The 24,755-nt window shown below is 41.0% G+C and carries 27 protein-coding genes; 14 read left to right on the top strand and 13 right to left on the bottom strand.

Features of this window, described 5'->3' with window-relative positions; genetic code table 11:
- Window positions 1-30: 30 nt before the first annotated feature.
- From KNO66_RS13995 to KNO66_RS13975, 5 genes are all read left to right on the top strand, one after another.
- Window positions 31-588 (top strand): DUF6036 family nucleotidyltransferase, encoded by a 558-nt coding sequence (locus KNO66_RS13995; protein WP_214743051.1) that lies wholly within the window; start codon window positions 31-33, stop codon window positions 586-588.
- A 31-nt stretch (window positions 589-619) separates the two neighbouring features.
- Entirely contained in the window at window positions 620-970 is a 351-nt protein-coding gene (locus KNO66_RS13990; RefSeq protein ID WP_214743050.1) for a hypothetical protein, read from the top strand.
- A gap of 337 nt (window positions 971-1,307) precedes the next feature.
- Window positions 1,308-1,934 carry a hypothetical protein gene (locus KNO66_RS13985; RefSeq protein ID WP_214743049.1) on the top strand — a complete coding sequence of 209 codons (627 nt, stop codon included), beginning with the start codon at window positions 1,308-1,310 and terminating at the stop codon, window positions 1,932-1,934.
- A 201-nt stretch (window positions 1,935-2,135) separates the two neighbouring features.
- Window positions 2,136-3,656, top strand: a complete 1,521-nt coding sequence (locus KNO66_RS13980) for a hypothetical protein (RefSeq protein ID WP_214743048.1) — start codon at window positions 2,136-2,138, stop codon at window positions 3,654-3,656.
- A gap of 26 nt (window positions 3,657-3,682) precedes the next feature.
- Window positions 3,683-4,336: a hypothetical protein gene (locus KNO66_RS13975; RefSeq protein ID WP_214743047.1), complete on the top strand. Its 654-nt coding sequence runs from the start codon at window positions 3,683-3,685 to the stop codon at window positions 4,334-4,336.
- 64 nt (window positions 4,337-4,400) lie between these two features.
- Here the strand turns inward: KNO66_RS13975 and KNO66_RS13970 are convergent, their stop codons facing one another.
- Window positions 4,401-5,138: a hypothetical protein gene (locus KNO66_RS13970; RefSeq protein WP_214743046.1), complete on the bottom strand. Its 738-nt coding sequence runs from the start codon at window positions 5,136-5,138 to the stop codon at window positions 4,401-4,403.
- A gap of 843 nt (window positions 5,139-5,981) precedes the next feature.
- Between KNO66_RS13970 and KNO66_RS13965 the strand changes: the two genes are divergently transcribed.
- The gene (locus KNO66_RS13965) at window positions 5,982-6,929 is read left to right on the top strand and encodes an STM4504/CBY_0614 family protein (protein ID WP_214743045.1); all 948 of its coding nucleotides are present in this window, start codon (window positions 5,982-5,984) and stop codon (window positions 6,927-6,929) included.
- A 304-nt stretch (window positions 6,930-7,233) separates the two neighbouring features.
- Here KNO66_RS13965 and KNO66_RS14965 read toward each other — a convergent pair whose 3' ends face one another.
- Both KNO66_RS14965 and KNO66_RS15020 read right to left on the bottom strand, forming a co-directional pair.
- Window positions 7,234-7,359 (bottom strand): hypothetical protein, encoded by a 126-nt coding sequence (locus KNO66_RS14965; RefSeq protein WP_285800764.1) that lies wholly within the window; start codon window positions 7,357-7,359, stop codon window positions 7,234-7,236.
- Between the two features lie 279 nt (window positions 7,360-7,638).
- Window positions 7,639-7,773, bottom strand: a complete 135-nt coding sequence (locus KNO66_RS15020) for a recombinase family protein (protein WP_353048575.1) — start codon at window positions 7,771-7,773, stop codon at window positions 7,639-7,641.
- Window positions 7,774-8,133: 360 nt separating this feature from the next.
- On the opposite strand from KNO66_RS15020, the gene KNO66_RS13955 reads away from it, so the two are divergent.
- On the top strand, window positions 8,134-10,146 hold the full coding sequence (locus KNO66_RS13955) for a Z1 domain-containing protein (RefSeq protein WP_214743043.1): 2,013 nt from the start codon (window positions 8,134-8,136) through the stop codon (window positions 10,144-10,146).
- Window positions 10,147-10,291: 145 nt separating this feature from the next.
- Here KNO66_RS13955 and KNO66_RS13950 read toward each other — a convergent pair whose 3' ends face one another.
- Window positions 10,292-11,437, bottom strand: a complete 1,146-nt coding sequence (locus tag KNO66_RS13950; RefSeq protein WP_214743042.1) for a DNA cytosine methyltransferase — start codon at window positions 11,435-11,437, stop codon at window positions 10,292-10,294.
- 229 nt (window positions 11,438-11,666) lie between these two features.
- Between KNO66_RS13950 and KNO66_RS13945 the strand changes: the two genes are divergently transcribed.
- Both KNO66_RS13945 and KNO66_RS13940 read left to right on the top strand, forming a co-directional pair.
- Window positions 11,667-12,230: a hypothetical protein gene (locus KNO66_RS13945; protein ID WP_214743041.1), complete on the top strand. Its 564-nt coding sequence runs from the start codon at window positions 11,667-11,669 to the stop codon at window positions 12,228-12,230.
- The gene (locus KNO66_RS13940) at window positions 12,223-13,821 is read left to right on the top strand and encodes an AlwI family type II restriction endonuclease (protein ID WP_214743040.1); all 1,599 of its coding nucleotides are present in this window, start codon (window positions 12,223-12,225) and stop codon (window positions 13,819-13,821) included. The genes KNO66_RS13945 and KNO66_RS13940 overlap by 8 nt, the downstream gene beginning before the upstream one ends.
- Window positions 13,822-13,957: 136 nt before the next feature.
- Here KNO66_RS13940 and KNO66_RS13935 read toward each other — a convergent pair whose 3' ends face one another.
- Window positions 13,958-14,299: a YolD-like family protein gene (locus tag KNO66_RS13935; RefSeq protein ID WP_251128162.1), complete on the bottom strand. Its 342-nt coding sequence runs from the start codon at window positions 14,297-14,299 to the stop codon at window positions 13,958-13,960.
- A 371-nt stretch (window positions 14,300-14,670) separates the two neighbouring features.
- Here KNO66_RS13935 and KNO66_RS13930 point away from each other — a divergent pair, with 371 nt between their 5' ends.
- The 5 genes from KNO66_RS13930 to KNO66_RS13910 all read left to right on the top strand — a co-directional run bounded on the left by KNO66_RS13930 (window position 14,671) and on the right by KNO66_RS13910 (window position 18,608).
- A complete protein-coding gene (locus KNO66_RS13930; RefSeq protein ID WP_159563828.1) occupies window positions 14,671-15,126 on the top strand; it encodes a JAB domain-containing protein in 456 nt (151 codons plus the stop codon).
- A 401-nt stretch (window positions 15,127-15,527) separates the two neighbouring features.
- Window positions 15,528-15,725, top strand: coding sequence for a hypothetical protein (locus KNO66_RS13925; protein ID WP_214743039.1), 198 nt, complete (start codon window positions 15,528-15,530; stop codon window positions 15,723-15,725).
- Between the two features lie 139 nt (window positions 15,726-15,864).
- Window positions 15,865-16,248 (top strand): hypothetical protein, encoded by a 384-nt coding sequence (locus tag KNO66_RS13920; RefSeq protein WP_214743038.1) that lies wholly within the window; start codon window positions 15,865-15,867, stop codon window positions 16,246-16,248.
- Between the two features lie 694 nt (window positions 16,249-16,942).
- Window positions 16,943-17,464: a hypothetical protein gene (locus KNO66_RS13915; RefSeq protein ID WP_214743037.1), complete on the top strand. Its 522-nt coding sequence runs from the start codon at window positions 16,943-16,945 to the stop codon at window positions 17,462-17,464.
- 76 nt (window positions 17,465-17,540) lie between these two features.
- On the top strand, window positions 17,541-18,608 hold the full coding sequence (locus KNO66_RS13910) for a hypothetical protein (RefSeq protein WP_214743036.1): 1,068 nt from the start codon (window positions 17,541-17,543) through the stop codon (window positions 18,606-18,608).
- Window positions 18,609-19,059: 451 nt separating this feature from the next.
- Here the strand turns inward: KNO66_RS13910 and KNO66_RS13905 are convergent, their stop codons facing one another.
- The 8 genes from KNO66_RS13905 to KNO66_RS13870 all read right to left on the bottom strand — a co-directional run bounded on the left by KNO66_RS13905 (window position 19,060) and on the right by KNO66_RS13870 (window position 24,749).
- Complete coding sequence (locus tag KNO66_RS13905; RefSeq protein ID WP_214743035.1) at window positions 19,060-20,475, bottom strand: ImmA/IrrE family metallo-endopeptidase; 1,416 nt, start codon at window positions 20,473-20,475, stop codon at window positions 19,060-19,062.
- Between the two features lie 4 nt (window positions 20,476-20,479).
- Window positions 20,480-20,767, bottom strand: a complete 288-nt coding sequence (locus KNO66_RS13900; RefSeq protein ID WP_214743034.1) for a hypothetical protein — start codon at window positions 20,765-20,767, stop codon at window positions 20,480-20,482.
- A gap of 5 nt (window positions 20,768-20,772) precedes the next feature.
- Window positions 20,773-21,222, bottom strand: coding sequence for a hypothetical protein (locus KNO66_RS13895; RefSeq protein ID WP_214743033.1), 450 nt, complete (start codon window positions 21,220-21,222; stop codon window positions 20,773-20,775).
- A gap of 9 nt (window positions 21,223-21,231) precedes the next feature.
- On the bottom strand, window positions 21,232-22,386 hold the full coding sequence (gene mobP2, locus KNO66_RS13890; RefSeq protein ID WP_214743032.1) for a MobP2 family relaxase: 1,155 nt from the start codon (window positions 22,384-22,386) through the stop codon (window positions 21,232-21,234).
- Complete coding sequence (locus KNO66_RS13885) at window positions 22,379-22,630, bottom strand: hypothetical protein (RefSeq protein ID WP_214743031.1); 252 nt, start codon at window positions 22,628-22,630, stop codon at window positions 22,379-22,381. The genes mobP2 and KNO66_RS13885 overlap by 8 nt, the downstream gene beginning before the upstream one ends.
- A gap of 192 nt (window positions 22,631-22,822) precedes the next feature.
- Complete coding sequence (locus KNO66_RS13880; protein ID WP_214743030.1) at window positions 22,823-23,662, bottom strand: hypothetical protein; 840 nt, start codon at window positions 23,660-23,662, stop codon at window positions 22,823-22,825.
- The gene (locus KNO66_RS13875) at window positions 23,663-24,214 is read right to left on the bottom strand and encodes a hypothetical protein (protein WP_211782988.1); all 552 of its coding nucleotides are present in this window, start codon (window positions 24,212-24,214) and stop codon (window positions 23,663-23,665) included.
- A gap of 88 nt (window positions 24,215-24,302) precedes the next feature.
- Complete coding sequence (locus KNO66_RS13870; RefSeq protein ID WP_214743029.1) at window positions 24,303-24,749, bottom strand: NUDIX hydrolase; 447 nt, start codon at window positions 24,747-24,749, stop codon at window positions 24,303-24,305.
- Window positions 24,750-24,755: the final 6 nt, after the last annotated feature.

Here is a 24,755-nt window from a genome sequence, read left to right as displayed (position 1 = left end):
ACGTAAGGTTTTGTGAATCGGGGGGCAATCATGTCTTATTCCAATCAGTACAAAGATGTTGAGGATATCATCGACACCCTGCTCGTCCTTGATACGTTTTGTGCCGCGAAAAAAATTAGCGTCGAATTTGTTGTAGTAGGTGCTTCAGGTATCCTTCTCTTCATTGAAATGATGAGTAAGGAAATGGAGTATCGACCAACTCGAGATATAGATATTCGAGTAACAGAGGGTGTCGTGACAACAGAATTGAAAGATGCACTTCAAGAATATGAAATTGAAATTGTCGAGGGTGTGATTCAATTCCCTCCACGTGAAGATTTTCAGGAAGAAGAATTTCGACATAAGATCGAAGGGTTATTTGAAGCAATTGATGTGTATATCCCAGACATTGAACTGTTGGCGTGTACGAAAATCTTTTCTTCTCGTCAGAAGGACCTGGAAGATCTCGAGAACACCAATTTGTTGAAGCTCTGCGATAAAAACAAACTCCTCGAGCTTGTAGAGGAGTACAAGTCAAACATGACCTGGAACGACCCGTTTTGTAATGTACATGACTTAAGTCGAATTTTTCAGGAAAAGGGTATATAATAAAGAAAATAAACGAAGAGGAGGGTGACCGATGACAAAGAGGAAACATGAGCGACTTTATCAAGAACTATTGCGTGAACAAGATCGTATGCAATTTGGTGGGACAAGTTATCGTCAAGAGACAGCTCAACTGGCGCTTGTTCTGAGTCATGATGTTAAGGTCCCCGAATCGCTTTGTAATCGAGTGGAGGCACGCAACTTTGTCGGCTCTTTGGCTAAAGAGTTATCAGAGGACCGGGTAGAGGATGTGGCTAAAATGCTCAGCATGGCTGCACGCCGAGCCTATACCAATCCTGAAAGTGCGTTCTCTATCGATATGAAAGTAAGGTTGGAAGAAAAGCGTAAAAGATTTAAGTCTCGTGGAATAAGAGCTAAATCCTAACGCTTTAAGAGTTCAATTGAATTCCTAATCTAAATAACCCTATAGGTAAAGAAAAGGTATCTCATTTATTTCGAAATGAGATACCTTTTTTAATGATTGGTAATTTAAAATTCCTCCTTATGACTAGGGAAAATTGGATTTTATATTGATTTAAATAAATAATCAAGTTTTTAAAGCTAATAGGACTAGTTAGAAAGTAAGAGGATTTTAGCCTGAAAGAAAAAAAGAATAAAGGGTATAAAATACTAAAAAAGGTAAAAAGCAAAAAAATAATTAAAAATAATGGTTTATTATGCTAAATTTATGTTGTAAGGAAAATAATAAGGAGATGGTAAAAATGAAGAAAACGAAAAAAAAATTTTTAACAATGTCTGCCCTTGCTCTTGGAGTTACAACTTTAAGTAGTGTAACAGCATTTGCGGAACAGAACAGTTACATAGAAGATGCTACTGCCGCAGCAGAAGAAAATTCTCAACCAAGTTTACTCCCTAAACATGGAGTAGAAGGAGCGGCCAGTGGTTTTGAACCTATGGCGAACAATTCGCGCTCTACTACATCTTACACAGGTGGGACATTAAAAAGTAATACTTGGTTAAGTAGCCTTCACTCAGGGGGACTAATTGATTATCAAGTATCTGCAAACTATACAAAGACAGATCATCAATATATTCAAACTAAATGGCATGCAACTATCGAAGCAATAAGTACAAGTAGTACGGCTAAAGTTACACTTTCTACTACTGGCGGATCGGTTGAAGCTTCTACCACATCTACAGATACTATTAAGAGTACGTCATCAAAGTATTACCAAAATACAAAATCACAAAAAGACGCATCGTATAGATCTAATTTAGCTGTCCAAGGAAAATGGAAAAAAGTAACTTTGACAAATGAAGCCTCTGTTTGGGGAAATAAAGTTGTAAAGAAAGCTGCAATCAATAGTCAAGTTTCTGTTTCTAAATAATAAGTAATTAAAAATTTATGTGATGCCATAGGCTTAAAACTTATGGCATCACTTTATAAATGCTGAGAACAATTTTTAATTGATTGATATGAGGAAAAAATGAACACTAAAAAACGAGTTTATTTTATAATTTTTATACTAATAGTTCTAAGTTTTTGTACCTTGAATTATTTTAATACATCGTATAGATCTAATATGGTTATGCCACTTGAATTAGAACTTATTGATTATGACAAAAAATCACCAAACGAAAGTTCTTCTAAAGAAAAAAAAATATACTCTTTTCTCAATAAGATGGTATCTTCTGCAGGATTTGTTTCTACACGTATTGATACGTTCAATGAAAGTATCGATCAAACATATTATTATATAAAGATTTTAGAGTTATTAGATTCTCCTGTAAATGAAGAAATAACCAATAATTTTATTAAACAAACTTTAAATAAAGTGAAAGAAGATCCTTCAAACTATATTTATTTAGACATAATAAAAGAATATAAAAGCAATTCTATTAATGATATTCATCAAATGATAAATAATGATTTGCAACAACAATTTACATGTAAAAATTGTTTGACTGAAGCAAATCCTTACTTGATATATTATGGTTCTATAAGTACTAATGATGCTGTTAGTGCAGAAGCGACCAAAATTATAGGAGATTTTATTTTGAATGAAAGTGATTCAGAAACTTTGCTTTACTATTTAAAATGGTATTTTGATTTAGTAAATATGAATGCTCCACTGCATACGAATCATAAAAATATTCGTGATATCGGATATGAAATAATAGATAATATTGACATCGGAAATATTACTGATTCAGAAACACTTTATTATGCATTTTCATTGAGCGTTATTCTACATAAGCAGTTTAATCCAGATTCGATTATAAAAAAAATAAATGCTCAGAAAATTGATTATACATTTGATTTACGTGTTATGTATTACAACCTAAAGTTAGTTGAGTTATCTGGTGATCAACTCGAAGTAAAAACAAGAAAATCATATTTACAATATCTTTATTCAACTCAAAAAAATGCTACGTCACTTTATCCCTTAGTAGTCTTCGAAGAAAACAACTTAATTGAAATGTTTCAATGGGAAATAATAATGACACACTTAAGAGCCAAAAATATCAGCTCACTTACACCACTCTTAACAGAGCATTTAAAAAACACTAATTTACCTGAGTCCCAGGTGGAGATTTTTTATCAAACGCTATTAGCAGTTGAACAAAATATTGAAATGCCAGGTATAAAATCTAGAAATATATTGAAGAAAGTATCTGGTGAAAATAATATCACTGAAAACTATTATTTATTTCAAGCAGCATATTTACAAGGCTATCGTTTGACATCTCATCAACAAAGCCGTTTAAAAAAAGAGATTAACCAAGCCTTTCAAAACAACGATTATCGCTCTATTATGGCAGGAATAGATTTAGATTATATTTTTAACCAAGACAAAATTCATCATAGAAAGTTGTGGAACAGATTACAGACAGGCATAGAAAATCATCAAGAAAATATGACGTGTGAAGAATTTTTTATGTACCAAATGTTAAAAAATCGAAATGGAGAAAAAATTAGAGAAGAAGAAATAAATTCCTTTTATGAGATGCAGGAAATTGAGAATATAGTCTTATTGAAAGGTGATTATAATATTTTAAGTGTCGAAACTATGTATCAATATCTTCTATTACTGCGACTTACTAAATAAAATACGAAAGGATGAATCAAAGACATATGAATAGCTCTATATCAAAAAATGAAAATAATGTAACAATTTTTTCTAAAAAATATAAATATTTTATTATTTTTGGGTTAATGGGAGCTTTTCTAGGATGGTTAGATCAATATGCAAGTGGTTCTTCATGGATTAGCTTTGATACTACACTTGAGTTTTGGCTTTTCCTTGTAACATTAATTGCAATTTTTAGTACTTCACGTAGAAAAGCTTCGATGTATACAGTAACTTTACTTGTATCCTCGGTATTAGCATACTATTTGATGTATTATTTGAATTTAGGATTTTTTCCTTATCAATTTTTTTGGCTCTGGTTGATCATCGGTCTTTTTTCATTCATTTATGGCTTTATTATTTGGGGTGCTGGCCAAAGAGGGGTAGCGGGTGCCGTTTTGGCTTCAATACCAACGGCATATTTATTAAAAAAAGGTTACTATTTCTTGCCGGATCTTTTATTTAATCCTGAAGCAACTCAAATACGTATTAATTACTTTGGAATTGATATCCACAGTGGATTTAGTTTTGTAGCTGCGGTTGTTCTATATTCAATATTTTTTAAAATAACAGATCGACGAATAATTTTAACTGTTTCAACAATTATAATATTCTTTATTTTTAAAGAAACTAGTATACTTTCATTTCTTCCTTTTTAAATGTACAAAGAAAAAGTACCTGCTTCATTCGTGTCGTAATGAAGCAGGTACTTTTTGTGTTGATTTAAGAATTATGGTTTCGTTCCCGAAGAACAGCAAGCTCCACCTGTTCTTGTAGTCGATGTTCAAACGTTTCTTTCTCGCGTCGAAGAAGTTGCACTTCTAAGTGAAGTTTTTGATTCTCCTCTTCGAGTTGATCACTTCGACGTGATTTGCTTTTTAATTCATCCACCGCATCCATTAAATTTTGGTTTTGGCGATTTAATTGTTTTTGACTCTCTTCTAACTTTCGAATAGTCCCTTCCAAATCAAAAATCGTCTTTTTATGAACCTTCAACTCTTCTTTCGCTGATTGTTTCTCCAACTCCAGTGTGTTTAGTAAGTTTTGTTTATCTGTATGTATTTGGTCCAATTGCTGTTGAAGTTGTTCTAGCTCTTCCTGATGTTGCATGACTTTTTCTTCATATTCTCGATGAAGGTCTTCACTTTCCTTCACAACACTGTCTTCGAGTTCTCGTATCGTTTCGGTATATTGAATTGTCATACGTTGAGTTTCTTTTTGTTGCTTCTCTAAGCGAAGCGCTCGTTCTTGAAAGAGTGAAGTAATCTGATTAAGTGTAGTTTCAAGTACACCATTTTCTTCATCGATTAATGGGTCTGGTGATTGTTTATCAGCCAATTGAATAAATTCTTCGAACAATTGATTCGTCGTTAGTTGTCGTTCTTGCATTAAACGTTGAATATGTTCTGTCACTTCTTCAGAGACACGAAATGATTTTACTTTTGTTTCGTTTGAGGTCATATCCTATTCACTCCAGGTCATTTTTTTTAGTATACCATACCGCATGTATCCCATTATAAACTCGAAATGCTATGAACCAAAGGTGAGAAAAGGGTTTACCTAGTAAAAAAGGTAAAATTATACTTATAGTTAATCTGAAGGCTACATATAAAATGATTAAGTTGAATTATAAAAAGAACGGATCACGATTGTTTCATATTTCATCTCCATTATGTCCCCACTGAAAATCGCGTTATTCAGCACTCTGTTTATCGTCTTAAACACCAGCTTTACAAAATTCCTGCGTCATCATAACATTGCTGAGTTACTTCTTATTCCATTTTCTCATTGGTTAGTTCATCGTCACTAAGGAAAATATCAATCACTATAATGCCTGACAACATCCACAACCCTATTGCGAGTACACGAACCCACGGTTTAACAAACTTTTTTCTCTTTGCCCCTTTGGCATTCGACATACCTCATATACCGTTATTTTACATATATAAGTCTGCTACAAGTTCAAAACGATGCGGAGAATCTAATATAATACCAAAGGCGCACCAAAAGACAACCTTCTCTTTTGGTGGGGCGTCCGATCTCAATCGTTTCCGAGACCGGTATATGAGATTCCAATTACTAGAAGAAGATAGGGAGCCGCCTCCCTGCCTTGTCGTCATTTCACTAGAGAGACGCAGATTTTGAAAAGCTCCTCACGCTTGGGGCATTCTCCGGAGTTTAATTCAACAAGTCAAACTAGCCATAAATCACTTATTACCCCTCTGAAGCAGGAGTTCTCGCAGTGATTGGATAATTCTTTAGAGAGGTTTCATCGCGGCCTAGATTCGATGCGAACCATATGGAATGTCATTAGAGGTTAAAAAAATTGTGGAGGCGATACATATGCTCTTTTCACAGCGAAACAACCCAAAAGATATCGAATTACTCCCATATGACGGTTACTTATCGGAACGCCTCAGAATACAAATTCATCACTTTTTGAATTCTGTATATAAAGTGTATTCAAATGGGAGTGATCTTTTCTCTAAAGCGCACACTTCTCCTGAAGTTGAAAAAGTGTTCAAAGAAATTAATACTCATATTTGTGCTGAACATGGGTTATTTAATTTTTCACAGGCTCCGGGTCTCATCCGTCACCACTATAACCCTATAAATGCTTCACAAGACTTTATTCGAATGTGTGAAGTGGGGGATTGGGTGGTTGACATACTCGAATTGTTAGTAAGGTCCTCTCTCATATTAGGTTTATCTAATCAACAAGATATTGAAAAACTAAATCATAGATTTCGAGAAAATGGAGTGGGTTTAGAGTTTGTAGAAGATCGCTTCGTCAAAATTAACTCCACCATCCTCCACATCGAGGCTGTCAAGCCCGCGCTGATCCTCATGCACAGTACAGGATTCTCAGGTCCCCTTGATGAGTATCTGGAGGCACATGAGCAGTATCGGAACGGAGACAACAAGGCCGCCATCACTTCTGCCGCCAAGGCGTTCGAGAGCACGATGAAAACCATTTGCCAAGCAAAAGGGTGGTCGACAGGTAAAGGGACGGCCGTCGCACTCATAAAAACGCTTTTCGACAACCAGTTCCTACCGAACTATTACCAGACCCAGCTTAACTCGCTAAGAACAACATTGGAGGGTCTTCCGACCGTCCGAAATAATAACACGGGACATGGGCAAGGGGCGAACGTTATTAATACGCCGGACTATTTGACCCAATATGCCCTCAACCTCGCAGGTGCTAACATCACTCTCTTGATTCAAATCTACAATGAAGCACAGAAATAACCCTCACCTGTTCTTTCGCTCTGTGCTTCTCAACGAAGGTCACTACTGTTCCTTTCCTTTGAGGTAAATGGAAGGATAATACTCCAAGACATGAAGAGGGGAGAGTATATTTCGTATCTGCGTTCATCCGAACTTCGCCTCCGGTTTGAAGTTCAAGATTCCGACATGTCCGTGGCGGAATCGGAGGTCTTAGACATCGGAGAGTAGCAGATATCGCACCCATCCATCCTAACTTGTTGTAAACGGTTCCGACGTACGGAGTCGTACATAGGTCCTCAAAACGGATCGCCTCGATGCACGCCATTCATTCGTGGATGCGCCCGTCACTGAGCAGTACCCGTACTTCAATCCCGTCTCGCTTCTCCTTGGAGCTGTAGGCGAGATGAACGAGCCCAAGTCGGAGGAGGAAGATGGTCGTCCCGGAGCTCATATCGACGGATGCCGGCAATAGCTCTACCAGACCCCATTCTTCCTGCGAACACAGTCGCAACCAGTCAGGCAGGTTCAACCCGGTGACGGGGAAGCTCATGACGTCCTTTCTTTCTGTCTCACTGTCTCATGTACTTGTAGGAGGTGGATTGCGAGATACCAAGCGTTTTCGAGATATCGAAGACGGCCATCTCTGCCTCGTAAATCAACATAGTTCGAGTCATGACCTCCGAATCAATCGGCTTCCTGTCCCCAATCCGTCCTATCACCCTCGCTGCGCTCAGTCCGGCGTTCGTTCTCGGATCAGTTCGCGTTCCATCTCGGTCAGTCCGGCCATCAGCGTGAAAAAGAGCTTGTCCGCGGGCGTTGAGGTGTCGACTCCCAAGGTGAGGATATGGAGGTGACTCCCGCTCATTCAGTTCGTCGAGCTGCAACTTCAGGTTCTGCTCGATAGTTGACCTGCGGACATATTCGATTCTCGTCATCACATGATCCCATCCCTTGGGTTTGTCTGTTTCCCGTCAATCATACTAAAAAAGAGGCATTGATTAAAAGATGGGTTTATGGACATGCTCCCGAAAAATAAATGGGCGTCACCCCACCCTTCGTGAATCGGGTGATTCATTCACAAATATGTCTTTTAAACGTTCGTTTAAAAGACAAAACTAGATAACTTTCGAATTGACCAATATTTTAAAATTATTTTTAGATCATAGCCTCATTCTACTATTTAATTGGTTATAATTTGAATATAAAAAGGTGAGGAGTGGTTCCCTTGGGAGCGAATGTAGAATATTTTAAAAAAAGGTTAACTGAGGAAATAGGAGAAGTAGCAAGTAATCAAGTGTTAAAGACGGCTTCAGAAATTTTTGACTACGCGCCTAAAGAAGATCAGCCTGAGAGAGTTTTAGGATTATTATATGGATTAGTACAAAGCGGAAAAACAAATATAATAAATATGACAACAGCTATAGCAATCGATAAGTCATTTAAATTGTCCATCATTTTAACTGATAGAAACAATACGCTACAAACCCAAACTGTCGGAAGATCGGAAGATGCTTTATCCACACCTTATATAAAGAAAATTTCAGAATTAGAAAAAGACGACATGGGTTTACTAGATATATATGTGAAGACTGATGGACTAGTCATAATATCTAAAAAAGATCCGAGGGACTTGGAACAATTAAATCTAGTTTTATCGAAACTTAGTGATATTGCAAATGTTCCAACATTGATTATTGATGATGAAGCAGATGCAATTGGATTGAATACAAAACAACGAAATGAAGATTCAGAACATAAAGTGAGTACTATTAATGCTGCATTAGTAAATTTACGAGAAGTTTTTTCAAGTCATCTTATGTTACAAGTAACGGCTACACCTCAAGCTATTGTTCTTCAAAATGACGTTGATGGTGGTTTTCATCCTGAATTTGTAGTTTTGTCTAAAGCAGGAGAGGGATATGTTGGTATTGATGAGTTCTTTTCCGAAATCAATTCATTGAACTATATTCGAAACGTGAATCTAGAAGAAGTTCAAGAATTGAAAGAAATATTTGATGAAGATGTTTCGATTTTGCCTGATGGACTACTATCTTCACTAAATACTTTTATTGTAGCTGGGGCTATTAAAATCCTTGAAGAACCAGATTCTCAAAATAATCAATTCACTTATTTAAGTCACATAAGCCATTCTCAACAAGTGCATGAAACACTTCGAGTAATGATAAAAGCTTATATAAGGGATTTAACTCATGCTTTGAAAATACCAACGGAGCATAAAACTAGAACTGATATACTAAGTGGTTTAAATAGTGCATATGAAGACGTAGTAGGAACATGTTCTAGTGTTCCTGTTTTTTCAAAAATATTAGAAGCTATAGACCAAAATATTGCTTCACATGATGTTTTAGTTGTAAATTCAAGCCCGAACGGTGTTCGTGAATTAAATTTTAATAAAAAGTTTAATTTTGTTATTGGAGGAAATCGCTTGAACCGAGGTATTACATTACCTCGATTATTAGTAACTTACTATGGAAGATCTTCTAGTCGACCACAAGTCGATACTTTATTTCAACATGCTCGTATGTGCGGATATAGATCTAAAGACTTAAATGTTACCCGAATCTTTATTCCTCAAGAGTTGGCTTCTATTTTTGCAACAATTAGTGACCATGATAGTAGACAACGAGAGCTTATTGAATCAGGTGAGTTTAAAAGCATATTATATTTAGAACACGACGTAGTGAAACCAACTAGACCAAACGTCATTCCTACCACTGTTGGGATCTATAAACCAGGAAAATCAACTTTCCCTAGAATTCCAGAGTTTAATAAAAGTAAGATAGAGCTTATTACAAATTATATTGACACTAAGTTACACGGATTTCCTCATAAACAAGTAATATCAATAGATATATCCTTAGTATCTGATATTTTATCGAGAATACCATTAATTTCTACAGGAAGTTGGAACGAAAAAGTCATTTGTTCGTATTTAAATACGTATTACATTCAAAAATATTCGAATGAAAAAGTTAATTTGATTATTACTGAAGCGAATGTCGGATTGGCTTCTAGTAGGGGAAGCCAAGCTTTGGGGTCAATACTAAGTCCAGCTACCCAAGATTTAGCTACTTCATCTGATCCGTCAATTCCATTGGTCATCTTAACTAGGAACCCTGGGGTGAAATCAGAGTGGGATGACACACCATTTTGGATTCCTTGGTTCCGTTTTCCTGTGGGGGAATCTCACGTCCTATTCAATGTTGAAAACTTTTAATCATGATTTTAAAATTTACGAAAAAGGAGCCGTCTTATTTAATAAGAGGGCTCCTTTTTCGCACTTTGTTGAAGAACTGAATTTTAAAAACGATGCTACATTTAATAAGAATTACTATAAACAATTTAATAAAACTTACCCGCTCTTACTTTGTTAGTAAAGCATCTTTAATAGCGACAGCTTTTTTCCCTTTTAAATTGTTGAGTTGAAGTTTAGGAGTAGGTTCAACTGATTCATATTCTATACCAGCAAAGGTCTTCAAAATCGCCTCGAAAACAATTTGAGCTCCTGCAGGGGGAACGGCCATGCCGATTTGTTTGCGTACCTGTTCTTTGCTCCCAATAAATACGAAATCATCCGGGAATGTTTGGAGGCGGGCCCGCTCACGGTTTGTCAAAGCACGTTCTTCTTCCCAATGATACATATGCGTACCGCCACCACCGCTACCAGTCACCGTATACGCTGGACGGTTCGGGTCTAATCGTTTATAAATCGAGCTCAGACGTGCACCTTTGACGTTTAATCGCAAATGTTCTGGAATCCCTAAGTACCAAGCATTTTCGCCAGGTGGAATATGTCCAAGCATCTCCACCACTTTACTAGAATGTTTGGTCAGTTCGTTATTCATCGCATCTTCTGGAATCGGAGGGTTCAAGATTGCTTCACTTGCTGTTTTGACATTGTCGAGTGTGTTAAGTGGCGCCGGAACTTTAAATTCGATTCCTTGCTCTGCCAAATCTTTGCGAATCCCAACGATGATGATCCGGTGACGAGCCTGAGGGACGCCATAAAGTTCAAATTTATAGAGGTGAGGCGTCAATACATAGCCGCACTCTTCAAGCTCAGTCAAAATCTGAATGAACGCTTTACCTTCGTTGGCACTTTGAAGACCACCGACGTTCTCTGCGACGAAAAATTTTGGTTGATACTCGTTCAGTACTTTAACTCCATAAGAATAGAGAGGGCCGAATGTACCGTTCAATCCATGCTTTTCACCTACTTGGCTGTAGTCATTACATGGGAATCCGAATGCGAAGCAATCGATGTCACCCAGGACAGACTTGTCTCCGATTGGAAGTTGTTCGACGGGCCCATGATGGACGGAATTATCATCAATATCATCACAGATGTTGAAACGGAATGTTTTACAAGCTTGCTCATCGTAGTCGTTTGACCATTCATGTACAATCCGATACTCCTCGTTTGTCTCTGGATGAATCACGTGTGCATTTTTCGCACCAAGAGAAAGGCCACCTGGACCGTTAAAAAGTTCACCTTTTTTAAATATCATAATAAAACTCCTCACTATTAATGCTAATAAAAACGAAAGTATGTTCTTGCTTACTCATAAGCCTATTCTACATCTCTTTTTAACAAATAGCAGCCCTAAAGCTCAAATTACAAAAACTATAAAATACAGAAGGTTATCAAAGTAAAAACATTCAATGTCGAATGATTTTACTTTGATGGCTTATTGTAATCTGGATTTAGCAACGGATACCTAAGAGGGGGAGGAACAATTGAAAGATAAGCGCCTTAGAAACTTAAGAGAGTTATGTGAAATGTACCTCTGTTCGAGTTTCATCACAGAAGAAATCATAAGTGCGTTCAAAGAACATTTGGCACAAAAAGATATCAGAAGGATCTTATCGGAGAAGACAGGGCGAGAACTCAATTCGATTTATCGAGACGAACGTGCCGGGAACGTCTTCAATGCGATCACGTTGATTCGATACTGGAAGGCGGCGCTAGAAATGAAAAAAGAGTTGATCAATGGAACCATGTCTTCTTTTACAAAAAACAGTGATCCATCAAATATCTCGATTCTCGACATCGAGGAAATCATTAGAAAATATGCAGAGACTATCGAATCGGTATCTGAACTCGATGGTGAAATTGAGTTTGATGAGGCAGTCAAAAATCATTTTGATGTCATCTATCGAGTCGTCGAATATTATGACAAAAATCCATTGCCAGGAAACCGAATGGTCAAAAAACAACTATTGATTGAATTGAATGAACGACCAGACATACGAGAACGTAAAAATAAAATGAGAACCGAAAGGATGAAACGATATGGCTGAACGTAAAGTATGGTTTATCACACGACCGGAGAGGGATCCTCAATTCCACTCGGAGGCTGTCACTGCATTGAAAGAGGCGACAGACAATTTTACGAAGAAATGGGAAGGGAACCGAGAACTGCACAAGCACTATGAATCGGTCCTCGCTGCACATGGATTAAAGCGTAACAACGTGAGCAACGACGGGTCAGGTGGACGTACGTGGTGCGCGATGTTAAAGACGTTCTCGTACTGTTACATCGACAAAGAAGGATTCGTAAAACCGACTAAGGTAGGGAAAGCTTTAGTGGATGGAGTCCAACCGTATGAAAATGTTAAGAAACAAATCCTTACGCTTCAAATCCCGAATGCCTATTTCATGGAAAAAGGTTTCCGCCCGAAATTCGAAGAGGGATTCCGTATTCGCCCGGCGCGCTTTCTAATCAAACTCGTACAGCGAGCAGATCTTGAGTATCGTCTATCTAAAGAAGAAATCACGTATTTTGTATTAACTGCACAAAAAGATTCACAGGAACAAGAGGTTGTCTCAAAAATCCTATCGTTCCGAAGTGCGTCTCCAAAACAAAAAGAAGCAATGAAGCAAGAGGTGGCGGTTCACTACGATCATCGTGCCCGGAATGATAAGGCCGCTCGCGATTACTATCAGGCTCATTCAGACGTTGCACACACATTCATGTTGCTATGTGAGTATACAGGACTAGTTGAATATGAGAGAGGAACGTCGATTCTGAAAACAGATCTGTCTTTGGTCGAGGCAGCGATGAAGAGTATCGCTTACTATGATACGCGTTACCCGTTTAACACTCGTTACCTCATATCAGTGGAACGGATGGCCCAGAACAGCGGTCTAGACATTGACAGCTACAAATCAAATGAGTTTGGTGACATCAAACCTGCCAATAACTCGGCTAAAATGGCCAAAAAAATTGAAGCCGCTTTAAGTAAAATCCCTACTCCCACAGAATGGACAGATGAAGAGCTTCTATCTTATCTCGAACCTATCTTCGGGAAACGCGATGCACTGAAAGCTGTGAGTGCGGTTCGAGCCGGACAAGGAACGATGAACCACCTTTCTGAAGATTTTGTAGAGAGATATCTAGGGGACATGACGCACAATGAATTTGAACGAACGACCACTGACATCTTGAAGGCGATCGGTTTCGAGACAATCTATCAGCCTAAAATTCAGGGTAAGCAAACAGAAATCGAAATTCTAATTCGTTCAGGTTCCATTCATGGCATCATCGACACCAAACATTACCCGAATGGATTTGGCTTAACGCAACAGCTCGCGAATTACATGGCATCAGAGTACATTCAAAACTATATGACATATGACGAGAGTAAGCTTGAGTTTTATGGATATGTCACCTCTGGAGGCTTCACGGGTGACAAAAAATTAAAGTCAATCACGTCTCTTGCGGAAAAATTAACAGGTGAAACGATCGAAGGATTAATGATCACGCGTGAGGTGTTGATTGGTTTTCTAGATTATTGTTTGGAGAATCAAATCCCTCGAGAAGAACGGGTCCGTTTATTTATTGAGAATGCTAAAAACAAAGGATTCAATGATTTAAAGCAATTCGTATAAATCAAAATACAAATCCAGTTATATAAGTGAATCGTGCCGCGAAGGGAAGAACAATTGTGTTCTTCCCTTCTATTTTTGGAAAGTCGAGGAGCGACACTTCGTTTCGTAACGCAGACTTCGAACAACCGCCAGGGCGTTAGTCCATCGATTGTTCCACGTGAATGATTGCCTCGAATGGAACATGGATGACTCCGTCACGCTGATTAGCCAGCTCGACGGTCCGCTCCATGTAGTCAGTTCGATGCACGAACCCTCTGAATCGGTTTATCTCCCGCTTCTCCACATACTTCACCTCAACTATGTCCCCACTGAAAATCGCATCGTTTAACACGTTCTCATAAACCGATAGGACCTGTTCGTCGACGTTAGGCATCTCAATTTTTTGAATTTCTTTATAGTATTTCGTCAGCAGGGCTCTGTGTTCGGGCATGAGAAATGGGACCCATTTCAATTCGCCCCGGTCGCGATACATCGTCATCAAAATTCTCCTTTCATATAAACGAACATTTGTTCTTATTTTATACCCGTTTTATCTCGTTTGAACAGCCTTTTTCTTTATCGGTGATCCGTGCGTCCTGTTTCCGTACTCTAGCTCGCTGGTCGTCGGTGCAAGGGACGTCAAAAAAAATGACGCGCCCTTCGGTCTGTCTTCCTTCGCTTTTGGCTCAAAGCAAGGCTTTTCGCTCGTTGGCTACGGAAGCCTGGTCCTACGTTTGCTCTACGCATTTTTTTGAGGCTCTCCCTGCGGTCGCCCTTGCACCGTCTCCCGACGCTCGCTTCGTTCCCGTCAACAGGACGCACAACGGTGTTCGTTCTGAGGACAGCTTATCCGAAAGGGGACAAACCAACATGGAACTTTCGTCAATCATCGAGGTCATCCGTATCAAGCAAGAGGTTCGAGAGGAAATGGTCGCGCTCGAGCACGCCATCATCCAATCACCCGACAACGCCCGACAAATCGGGGCATCTTTCATCGGGGATGATGACCGTGAAGTGTTCCTCGTCATCATGCTCAACACGAAGAATCGGGTCATCGGTGTTCATCGGGCGCACGTCGGGAGCGTCAACTCGAGCGTCGTCCATCCGCGGGAAATCTTCAAATGCGCCATCTTGAACAATGCCTCTTGTATCATCGCCTGTCACCAACACCCGAGCGGGGACCCGAGCCCGAGCCGAGAGGACATACTCGTCTCAGAGCGCTTACATGAGGCGGGCGACCTCATCGGCATCCCGGTGCTCGACCATCTCATCCTCGGTGCGGACGAGTCATATGTCAGCATGAAACAGCGAGGTTATATGGGTTGAATGGAAAGGGGCGGGGCCGGGGGACCGGTCCTAATCCTTCCGGTAAGGGCAAGGAGGAAAAACATACGTTTTTCTTTTACAAGATTGGCTACTCGCTTTGCTCTCGCATGGATCCAGAATTCGGATCCGGGAGAAGGAATGTTTTCGCGTGACGAGAACAAATGATTTTTGTGAGAAGTCAAAGGCATAAAGAAATCCCGGTGCTCTGTTTTTTCATGAATGTGTATTTGCGATGTTTGGATTAATGAAAAATGAGTGCTTGTTTGGTGAAAATGGTCGTTGTTCCTACGTAAGCCCTGGGCTTGTTTCAAACAAGCCCAGGGCTTATATGAAATAAGCCGAGATGTCGAGTGGTCCGATTCGAGGTATCGTTGAGCTATCAACAGGAGAGGATGATTCAAATGAATCACACATTGGACCAACAAACGATTGAAGAGATGAAAGCGGTATTGCTTAAAAGACTTCCTGAACGGATGGACATCAATCCTGAGGCATTTGAGTTAGTAAGCATGGATATCCTTTGTGAGGTGAAAGAAGGAGAACGATTAAAACAAATGACGGTCTTCTTTAATACAAACACGCTTCAAGTACATAACTGATTGTTTCAAAATGTATACATGTATACTTGTAGATTTGTATACGTGTATACATTTATTTTTCTCACGTGAGTCTTTAACGAAGCGTGAATCACATAAGTATCGGGAATCGGTCTATAAAAACTGAAAGGGATGAGGTGTGATGGACGAGCGGCTACTTGATGACTATGCGTTCGATGGATTAGATCCGTTCGTCCAGACCGTGTTCTCTGAATTGATGGAGCGTCCCGATTGGATGCGCGTCGTCGACAAGGAACATTGCGTCGAAAAGGTCGTCCGGTTCGATGAAGGACGAAACTCTCCCTATTTCCGTGTATTGATCTATCTGGATGCAGAAGAGCGTCCAATCAAGATTGTATATCTATATGGGACATGGGTGGTGGGGAATGGAGGCGTCAGTTTTGTGGTCTCAGAGCTCTCCAAGGGTGTATTCGAATATGAAGTGATGCATGTCCATTGGCTCATCAAGTATCGGTTCGAGGATTGGGGTGTGTCCGAGAATGGGGCATGGGAGAAGGAATGGTGATCCGGGCTCATGCGTGAGCGTCTAGCGCCTCTTGGCGAAGTCGCTCATCGCACCGCTGCCCCCCTGACGGTCCGATAACAAGAGCTGCTGGCTTACCGCCGCATCTCTATGTTCCTGGGCCTTTCTGACGGGAGGCACGGAGCGTAAGGATAACGTCAAAAGCAAGAGCGTGGGCGCGTCTAGCGTCACGCAAGGAGCACCATTCGACTGAATGATGTTTTTTATTTGGAATCAATTAGCTATTAATTTTTTGAAACTATTGAATTTTAGAAAAAACCATAAGAATTATGGGAATACGAAAAAATACAGCAATATGTTGTTTACGCCACAATTTTATAGCAGTTAGTTTTTTAAATTTTCATTTTATGATATGTGATCGAACGGATAAAAAGTTGAATAAATCAGCTGTCTGTATATTGAGAGTCGTTAGACATTTTGTTAATTGAACGATTTCATTAAGGGACGAAATGTAGTCGATGTGTAGGCACTAAAAATTGCTAATGAGATAGATTTATTAGCAACCCATCCAAATAATTACCAACGTTGACTTATTTTATTTAAAATGAAAAAGTATTTAGTGAGAAATTTGAAATATAAACAAAATAAATATGTAAAAGTAGTTGAAAATAAAGTTTTTTAATGTTATTTTTTTACATGTAATAAATAACATATAACATAAAGGGAGAGATTTTAAATGTTTTTCAAAAAAGGTTTAGTTGCAGCTATAGCTGTAACAGCACTTGTAGTTCCTACAACAGGTTATGCAGCTAATGATAACGGAGAAGATAAATTGCCTGATAGTGCAAGACTTTTACCTTCTTCAGGAGAATATAGCCCTATTCCTGAAGCTTCTTCTTTAAGAGCTATGGCAACTACAGCGTCTTCAAGTTGTTATCCTACATACAGATTCAACATTAAACTAAATAAAGGAATTTTTGGGTGGGGAGAAAAATCTGCGTTTGCGACTTCAGAAGCGTTTGAAACATGCAATGGTGTTATTAAAAAAAATAATATTACCTTAGTCTATGCAAGAGCGAAGCTTTATAAAAATGGTGCTTTTTTAAATGACAAAAAAGATACTACTAACTATGGAAGTTATGCAGGTGCTAAAGCAATATTTACTGGTAAAAACGAGAATGGTCTTGAAAGCTATGGTGAGCATAAATTTAAAGAGAGTGGATACATGGAACATAACTTCAATACTTATGATAAATAATAATATTAAAATATAAAGCAAATAAGATACAACGTTAAGTGTTGTATCTTATTTGCTTTATAGGAGTGACTATAAAATGAGGACTAAAAATAAATTTCGCTTCCTGAAAGGGCTATTTTTCTCAACGGTTATCTTGCTCATCGCATTGATAATATTAGAAATAAAATATGTGGATGAAAAAAAATCTCCAGAGTTGGATAAAGAAATTAGAGAGCACTTAATTGTCTCTCAATTTAATGAAGAATTAAAAGATATGAATGATTATAAAGTCGGTAGGGCTAGTAATTATTCTTATGTTCCAGGCGCTAATGCTGGAACATCTTTGGGATTAGTGGATAAATCATATCAATCTTTAGATGAGAGAAGGAACTTTGAAACTTCCTCTGGTGATCATCAAGGTACGATAGCTATAGTAAATCAAAATAAAACAAATGAAACTTATTTAATTCTACCACTCATAAATTATCAACAAACTCCAATCAAGTTCAATGATACAAGAAAAGATAGTTTAAAAATTGAGTTAGCGCCTGGAGAAATTGGATTTGTACCTTTTAAAGTTCAAGAACTAAAAAAAGGTTTGAATGATTTACTTTTTTTAGTTGTACCTAATCCATATGATGATAATTTATCTGAAGAATATCGATTATCGACTTCAGGATTTAATATTTTAAGCATCAGATCGACTGTTGAGTGCTTGAGAATAGAGTCAGAAGAAAAAACAGAAATAAACCTTGAGAGGATTAATGAAGTTTCCAGTATACCTCTAGAATTTGAAGGAATTTTTTTAACAAAAAAAAGTTTGATGAATCCTTGGATAACTGAAAATATTGCTATTGATGATGACACTTCTCGAATATTCTATAAAATGAATCTCAATGTTCCTTTAAATCAAGAGTTTATAGCTTTATCTTTTTTAAATTGGGAACAAGTTTCTATTAGTTCGAAAAGAAAAATCGTATATAGTGAACACTTATATAACCCAACATCTGTTGTTGAAGGGGAAATTGCAACCAAGCAATTGATGGATAGAAAGGTGAATAATTTTTCTGCTATACTTATAAAGTCACCATTTAAAAAAGTGAATCCACTTAGTGAAGAATTTATGCTAGAGTTTTCTGCCAGAGTAGCATTAACTACAAATTAGTAATGAAGGGATGAGAAAATATGAATAAGAAATGGATTATAACTTTTCTGGTAACATTTTTTATAATTATAATGATATCTGGTTTTTTTGTAAGCTATCCACTCGCACTAGGCTTAGAGATTTTTGAATGGATTACGAAATTCATTTTGCCTTGGTTATTTTTACACTATGTAATTAAAGTTAGTGATTATTTTTTAAAAAAGTGATTACTGAATTCATTTTTAGATAGTATTACTGAAACTAATCCTGGTTCATTTTTAATACTTTAAGATAATGTTTTATTGATATTGTATGTCAACATTCTAATCTTTGATTATTCTACATTTTTAGAAAACGTTTTAATTAGATTGTTTAGGCACTTCAAAAATATAAAAGAGTGAGTTAGCATAGAACTTTGAATAGTCCTTTGAATAGTCCTATGCTAATAAAAACTAGATTAATCGTTCTATATTTAATAATGCAGTTCTTGACGAAAGTTTTTTTCTTCTTCGAGCAACACATTATGCCAACTATCTTCAAGATTTTTGAGGGTTGGTTTTTCAACCTTATTGTTCTTTTCTAAATCATGTAAAGGATGCACGGTTCTTTCAGGGTCGAAGTGACCACTGATCAAAGGTTGAGTTGGTAGCGCGACAGTGTAGGCAACGAGTGCATCTTCATTGAAGTCATGACTATTTGCAATACCGAACTGTTGAAACCCGAATCCTTTACCATGAATATACATGAGCGGCTCATCGACACGATCCATCTCCAGGTTCGTCTCGAGAGCCGCTTTTGCGTTTAGATAGGATCCCACTTCTTCAGGAAACACACGCTGTACGGCGTGAACCCGTTCGTAGAGTGTCAGGTCGGTGTCTTTCCATCCCATACGCCGATCTAGCTGCTCGATATATTCGAGTGGGGTCTGTTCCTTTTCTGGCTCCAACGTGCGCACCTTTTCTAAGTGTAACTCGATATGATTAAGAAAGGTTGAGGATGTCTGATGGACCTCCTGCAACAGTTGTTCCTTGTCGATTAGCTCTTTGTTTTTCGTCCAACCGGCCAAGTAAGAGAGCGAGAAGTCGTCCGTCGGGAACCCGAGTTGATGTGAGACGACGTAGGCGACCATCTCGGCCTGGAATTCCTTCTCGGGTGCCGTGAGAGGTTGGTCCCGTTCGAGATTCCGCTCTTGGTTGTGTAGCTCCGCGTGAGCGAGCTCATGGATTAAGACGCTGATGTCCTCAATCGGTGTGTTCCGCGGGTTTAAGGCGATTGCATGCAACTCCGGATAGTAACACCCCTTCGCTGTTCCGATCTCGTCGAGCGGTTCCTCCAATAGCGTCACATTTCGGGCATCCGCGAGCGTCGTCAAGGCGTCACGGATGTCTTGCTCGTTCTCGAACCCTCCGTCCCGGTGATACCGTTTGAAGATGTCCGAGACCTCGATCCCTTTTTCGCGCGCATCGGTCTGCGTGTATTCGAACACGTGACCGATTTTGAAATACATCATCTTGCGTGACGGGATGCGACCTTGTTTCACGCCTTCCTTGATCGACTTCTGTGCCTTGCTGAGCGGTACCCATTCATCTTTGTGCAAGGCATACGTCACCGGGTTAGGGATGAATACCTTGATGCCACGCTCGCCTTTTTGGACCTGTGCGCCTTGCTTTTCCCAGAACGGATAAGAGCCGACTGCGACCGCGCCGGGGAACTGGGACTTGATCAAGATCGCGTTTCGCATCGAGTATTGATGGAACTTTCCGAGGAACTGCAGATGTTCCCGAATCTTCTCAGGACTCTCGAAGTAGCTGTCGATCTGTTTTCCCGTTTGTTCCGTCAAGGCCTCGAGCTCGGCCTTCCGTTCTTCGTTCGTCTTCATCTTAGCCATCTTGTCAGACTCCTTCCTTCAACAAGTCGGTGACAGATTCTTCAGTATCCGTAAACTCGTTCAGTTCACGTTCGAGTTGTGGCGATGATTCCGGGATGTCGAGTAACAGCCGTGTCCGCTTGAAATTGACGGGAAGCAAGACAATCTCGTCTTGCGCGATGGCGGTCAAAAGTTGGTGCTCGGAAACGGACACCGGAATGTCGTACCGTTTTCCATAAATAAGGACCGAGACAGTTTTCTGTTGAAGCGTCAACAGTTGTCCCATCGTAAAGGGACGGTCAAGTGGTCGCATAAGGTTCATCCTCTCTCAAAAGTTAGTGTGTCCTTCTTCTGTTTTTGGTGTTCGATACGTTCCTGGACGACACGTTCCGCCGTCTCGAGGAACGTTGGATTGAACTGGTCCGTCGTCATGATGTCCTCGATGCCCTCGGTCTGCATCAGCGCCTGCAAAAGCTCTGTCAGGATCTGTCCTTGACGATCGGAACGGTTCGCGGCGAGCCGGATCCGCTCGAGTTCCGTCGACACCTGCTCGTTCATTAACTCCTCGATATGACGCGAGACCTGAGTGCTGATCGAGCGGGTGAGGAACTGCATGTCCCACTTCTCGTCAGCCAATTGTTTATGTTCTTCTGCGATATGATCGATGACCTGACCGAGATGGCCGAAACGTTTGTCGTCGGCGAACTCTTCTAAATACGTGACCGTCTCCGGTTTCAAGCGAAGGCGGATCTGTCTCAACTCTTCCATCGTCCTCCCTCACTTTCCATATTCGATGTCCCGTTCCAACTGTTCGAAAGCGCGTTGGTTCTTCAAATGTTCGAACTCGTCATTCATGTGCCTTTCGATCCGGTAGAGTGATTCGTTGAATATCTTTTTTTGGTTGAACGCACGTCGGACCGGATGTTTGGGGTCTCCATTTTTCTCAACTATCGTTTGTTCTTTTGACAAGTCTCGCATCTCAGAGAGTATGGCGTTCCCCATCCGGGTGTAGAGGTCCTGTCGCTTTGTCATCCGGTACCAATCGGCCTTCTCCGTGTCGCCGTAGCTGCGACGATGGAACGACACCTCCTGTTCAAGCCGTTCGTTGAAGGTTTGAAACTCTGCTTTGAAGTGAATGTCGATATAGCGGTCGGTCAGACGATTGAGCGATTCACGGAGCGGTTGCATCCCGTTCATGTTGTAGCGCCACTGTCGTTTGTCTTCCGGCAACCGTTCATAGATGTCCTTGAACTGACGCACAAGATCGGGATGCAGGACACGGTTCGGGAGCGTTGGAATCTTCCGGTTCCGTTTATGGGCGATCAGTTCGTCTCTTATGAACGCATTCAGTTTCTCCTGTTCTTTCGTCCGGTCGGCGAGGGAATGGATGACCTTCGACTTCATCAGCTCGATCGATTTCGGTTTGCGTTTGCCGCGCTCGCGCATGTGGCTCGTCTCGACGATGGCGACATGCACGTGGATGTTGTCGGTGTTGTAATGCACGGCACCGGTCCAATAGGCATGGACCATCTTCTCTTTTTGGAGCATCGCCTCGACCGCGTTCCGCGTCGCCTGGATCAACCGTTTCTCGTCGACGAGGTCATCGTGGAGCACCCCGGTCTCGCGTAGCCAGGCGTTGTCGAACGAGATGACGTCCTGCCAGAGAATGCTCCCGTTCTCTTGCGCATGCTTGAAGATGTCGCGGACGGCGCGACGTTTTTCGTCGTTCAACCGATCGTCCTCGCGCGTGAACAGACCGCTCGATTTCGTCTTATCTTCCATATAGTCGTGATACGTCTCAAACTGTTCGCGGCTGTCTTTCGCGTCCGGACGATTGATGTAGTCGAGGTACGTCGTGTAGCGACGCGATTTCTTTTTCGTGCCCGGCACCTTGAACTTCGACTTGATGACGACACCCGGCGTCTCACGCATCCTGCATCACCTCACTCAACAAACGGGTCACTTCGGCGAGCTCGTCCGCACTCCGTTTCAAGTGGAGCGTGTTCGCCTCGAGCTGTCGTTCGAGCCGCTCGACCTGCGTCGATTGGATGCCGTTCGCGCACCAGGAGGCGAGCAATTCTTTCAAATATTGTTGCCGGGAGCGGTTGTGTTCCTTCGCCCATTCATCGATCTGCTTCACGATGACGGGGTCGATGTCTCGGAGTAACAGATCCATTTGACTGACCACCTTTCTAGAGGCTACATATTGCCGACGTCCTAAAAGTTCGTTCAAAGAGCATAAGGGGAAACTGCTATCACTTGTCGTGATAGCCCAGGCAGAGCCTGGGGTTTCCGTGATATCACCAAAAGTCCGAAAACGGCACGAAATGTGCCAGTTAAATCAGCGATTTGGCACGAGATGTGCCACTTAAATCGATAGTTCCAGGAGCCGGACGCGCAGTTTATCGTGCTTTTCTTCGAGCGCTACGACCGACTGTTCGAGCTTTTCAAGTTCTAGTGTGAGCTCGTCACGCTTCCGGCCGAGGTCGAAAATCTCGTTCTCCTGTTCGACCTGTTCGTCGAGCGAGAGGTAGGGAAGTTCGCCTTCGAGTTCCTCTTTGTCACGGTCGAGTCGCTCGATTTTTTGCCGTTGTGCTTCGACTGACTGCTGTGCTGTTTCCAAATGCCGTTCGGTCTCCGCGAGCTCGTCCTCGACGAACAGTCTTGTGAAAGTTGTCTCGTCAGATGAGGTGTGGCTCGCCTGTTCGATGGTCCGACGGTCGGTATAGAGTGACGTCAAAAGACTGTTCTCTTGTTCCTCGGGTGTGAGTGCATCGACTGATTGTGACTCATCCAATCCGTAGATTCGGACGGCGAGTTGGTCGAAGTCGTTCGGCACATCCTTCAATTCGAGCACGTACTGGTCGTTCCGTTCATACAGCAAATCAACTTCCTTTTCAGAATCTGGACGTGCCCTATAGACATAGCGGAAGAGATGATTGTTCGTGTTACCTGGTGCGTCATCGAGTGAGAGGCGGACGCGCATCGTCCGCTTTTCCGTGTCATAACCCCAGGCATGAAGCGTCACGGTCTCCCCGTTCGAGAGACGGATTGCCTCGTTGATTGGCGTCTCATTGACCGGTGCCTCCTCGGCGAAGAAGAAAGACGAGATACCGAAGAAGAGGAAACCGACGACAAAGAACACACCGAGTCCGAGGTAGAACCGGGAGACGTTCTGGGTGAGGCGTCGTCGCGTTTTCGGTCGCATCTAGATCCCTCCTTCCGGTGTCAGGTCTGCCATCGCGGTGACGACCAAGCGTCCGTCGATGGACTCGAACGTCAGGGCCAACAGTTCTTGCGTTGCCTCTTCATAACCCGTCTCGGTGATCACCAGGTCCTGTGCGAACCGGACGAGACAATCTTCTCCGGAGACAGAAGGGAACACCTCGATGTCGCGGACGGTCGTCTCGAACGTGCCGACATCGCTCCCGTCAGCGGCGAAGAGCATGGCCGCGAGTTCTTCCGACATGACGTCTTTCGCTTGTCGTTTTTGGGTCGTGTAACTGTCCTTCGTGATGGTAAAGGCGTACTCGACGAAGCGTGTCGCCTGTGTCGTCAGCTCCTTCATCCGTTCCGTCTCCGTCGATGTGTCGGTCGGGGTTGCCGACCCAGGGGACGTGATGGTCTCGGTATGAGTCTTGTTATCAATCGAAGTGCTCGCCACGGGTGGAGTTTGCTGATAGAAAAAGACGTTCGCTGCGAACGAAATGAGGAGCAAAACCCCAAACAGATAAGAGAGATGTTTGCTGTTAAAATCCATGCACAATCCTCCTTCTGGTGTTCGAGTAATAAAAAAAGCACTTCAACATGGTAATGTCGAGTGCTGGTGAAGTAAATTTTTATTTGGTTTACTTACAGTGTTTTTGAATGATATAAGATGCTCGTTCATCCATATTGGTTGGCAGGTCGTGGAGCGAGAAGTATCGAATCTCCAATCCTTCTTCTTCTTGATTTAATAATTCACCTACAGTTTCTTTTACGCGAAACACATGGATGACGTTATAAATTTCATCGCCATTTGGATACTGGAAGTAGAAGTCTTTTCCGGACAAGACATCTATGAGTTCCAGTGTATTCGCAATTAATCCCGTTTCTTCAAACAGTTCACGGCTTGCGTTTTCCTCTATCGTTTCCCCAATTTCCATGGCTCCGCCAGGAAGTCCCCACTTCAATGTATCTGATCGAAGCTGCATTAATACTTGGTTTTTATTGTTCATTGAAACCACTGATGCACCAATCATGATGAAAGGTCTCGATCCAATCAAATTACGCATGCTCTTGACATAGTCGGCCATTCAAAA

Source organism: Exiguobacterium sp. s48, assembly GCF_018617395.1.
GTDB lineage: Bacteria > Bacillota > Bacilli > Exiguobacteriales > Exiguobacteriaceae > Exiguobacterium.
This window is presented reverse-complemented; position numbering and strand designations above follow the sequence as displayed.

Excerpts from the sequence above, each read along its gene's own strand:
- KNO66_RS13995 (WP_214743051.1), top strand. The coding sequence starts at position 31 with ATGTCTTATTCCAATCAGTACAAAGATGTTGAGGATATCATCGACACC.
- KNO66_RS13965 (WP_214743045.1), top strand. The coding sequence starts at position 5,982 with ATGTCATTAGAGGTTAAAAAAATTGTGGAGGCGATACATATGCTCTTT.
- KNO66_RS13905 (WP_214743035.1), bottom strand. The coding sequence starts at position 20,475 with ATGGCTAAGATGAAGACGAACGAAGAACGGAAGGCCGAGCTCGAGGCC.
- KNO66_RS15020 (WP_353048575.1), bottom strand. The coding sequence starts at position 7,773 with ATGAGCGGGAGTCACCTCCATATCCTCACCTTGGGAGTCGACACCTCA.
- KNO66_RS13980 (WP_214743048.1), top strand. The coding sequence starts at position 2,136 with ATGCCACTTGAATTAGAACTTATTGATTATGACAAAAAATCACCAAAC.
- KNO66_RS13930 (WP_159563828.1), top strand. The coding sequence starts at position 14,671 with ATGGAACTTTCGTCAATCATCGAGGTCATCCGTATCAAGCAAGAGGTT.
- KNO66_RS13920 (WP_214743038.1), top strand. The coding sequence starts at position 15,865 with ATGGACGAGCGGCTACTTGATGACTATGCGTTCGATGGATTAGATCCG.
- KNO66_RS13975 (WP_214743047.1), top strand. The coding sequence starts at position 3,683 with ATGAATAGCTCTATATCAAAAAATGAAAATAATGTAACAATTTTTTCT.
- KNO66_RS13885 (WP_214743031.1), bottom strand. The coding sequence starts at position 22,630 with ATGGATCTGTTACTCCGAGACATCGACCCCGTCATCGTGAAGCAGATC.
- KNO66_RS13925 (WP_214743039.1), top strand. The coding sequence starts at position 15,528 with ATGAATCACACATTGGACCAACAAACGATTGAAGAGATGAAAGCGGTA.
- KNO66_RS13985 (WP_214743049.1), top strand. The coding sequence starts at position 1,308 with ATGAAGAAAACGAAAAAAAAATTTTTAACAATGTCTGCCCTTGCTCTT.
- KNO66_RS14965 (WP_285800764.1), bottom strand. The coding sequence starts at position 7,359 with ATGAGCTCCGGGACGACCATCTTCCTCCTCCGACTTGGGCTCGTTCAT.
- KNO66_RS13935 (WP_251128162.1), bottom strand. The coding sequence starts at position 14,299 with ATGACGATGTATCGCGACCGGGGCGAATTGAAATGGGTCCCATTTCTC.
- mobP2 (WP_214743032.1), bottom strand. The coding sequence starts at position 22,386 with ATGCGTGAGACGCCGGGTGTCGTCATCAAGTCGAAGTTCAAGGTGCCG.
- KNO66_RS13915 (WP_214743037.1), top strand. The coding sequence starts at position 16,943 with ATGTTTTTCAAAAAAGGTTTAGTTGCAGCTATAGCTGTAACAGCACTT.
- KNO66_RS13990 (WP_214743050.1), top strand. The coding sequence starts at position 620 with ATGACAAAGAGGAAACATGAGCGACTTTATCAAGAACTATTGCGTGAA.
- KNO66_RS13870 (WP_214743029.1), bottom strand. The coding sequence starts at position 24,749 with ATGGCCGACTATGTCAAGAGCATGCGTAATTTGATTGGATCGAGACCT.
- KNO66_RS13880 (WP_214743030.1), bottom strand. The coding sequence starts at position 23,662 with ATGCGACCGAAAACGCGACGACGCCTCACCCAGAACGTCTCCCGGTTC.
- KNO66_RS13900 (WP_214743034.1), bottom strand. The coding sequence starts at position 20,767 with ATGCGACCACTTGACCGTCCCTTTACGATGGGACAACTGTTGACGCTT.
- KNO66_RS13940 (WP_214743040.1), top strand. The coding sequence starts at position 12,223 with ATGGCTGAACGTAAAGTATGGTTTATCACACGACCGGAGAGGGATCCT.
- KNO66_RS13950 (WP_214743042.1), bottom strand. The coding sequence starts at position 11,437 with ATGATATTTAAAAAAGGTGAACTTTTTAACGGTCCAGGTGGCCTTTCT.
- KNO66_RS13895 (WP_214743033.1), bottom strand. The coding sequence starts at position 21,222 with ATGGAAGAGTTGAGACAGATCCGCCTTCGCTTGAAACCGGAGACGGTC.
- KNO66_RS13875 (WP_211782988.1), bottom strand. The coding sequence starts at position 24,214 with ATGGATTTTAACAGCAAACATCTCTCTTATCTGTTTGGGGTTTTGCTC.
- KNO66_RS13910 (WP_214743036.1), top strand. The coding sequence starts at position 17,541 with ATGAGGACTAAAAATAAATTTCGCTTCCTGAAAGGGCTATTTTTCTCA.
- KNO66_RS13970 (WP_214743046.1), bottom strand. The coding sequence starts at position 5,138 with ATGACCTCAAACGAAACAAAAGTAAAATCATTTCGTGTCTCTGAAGAA.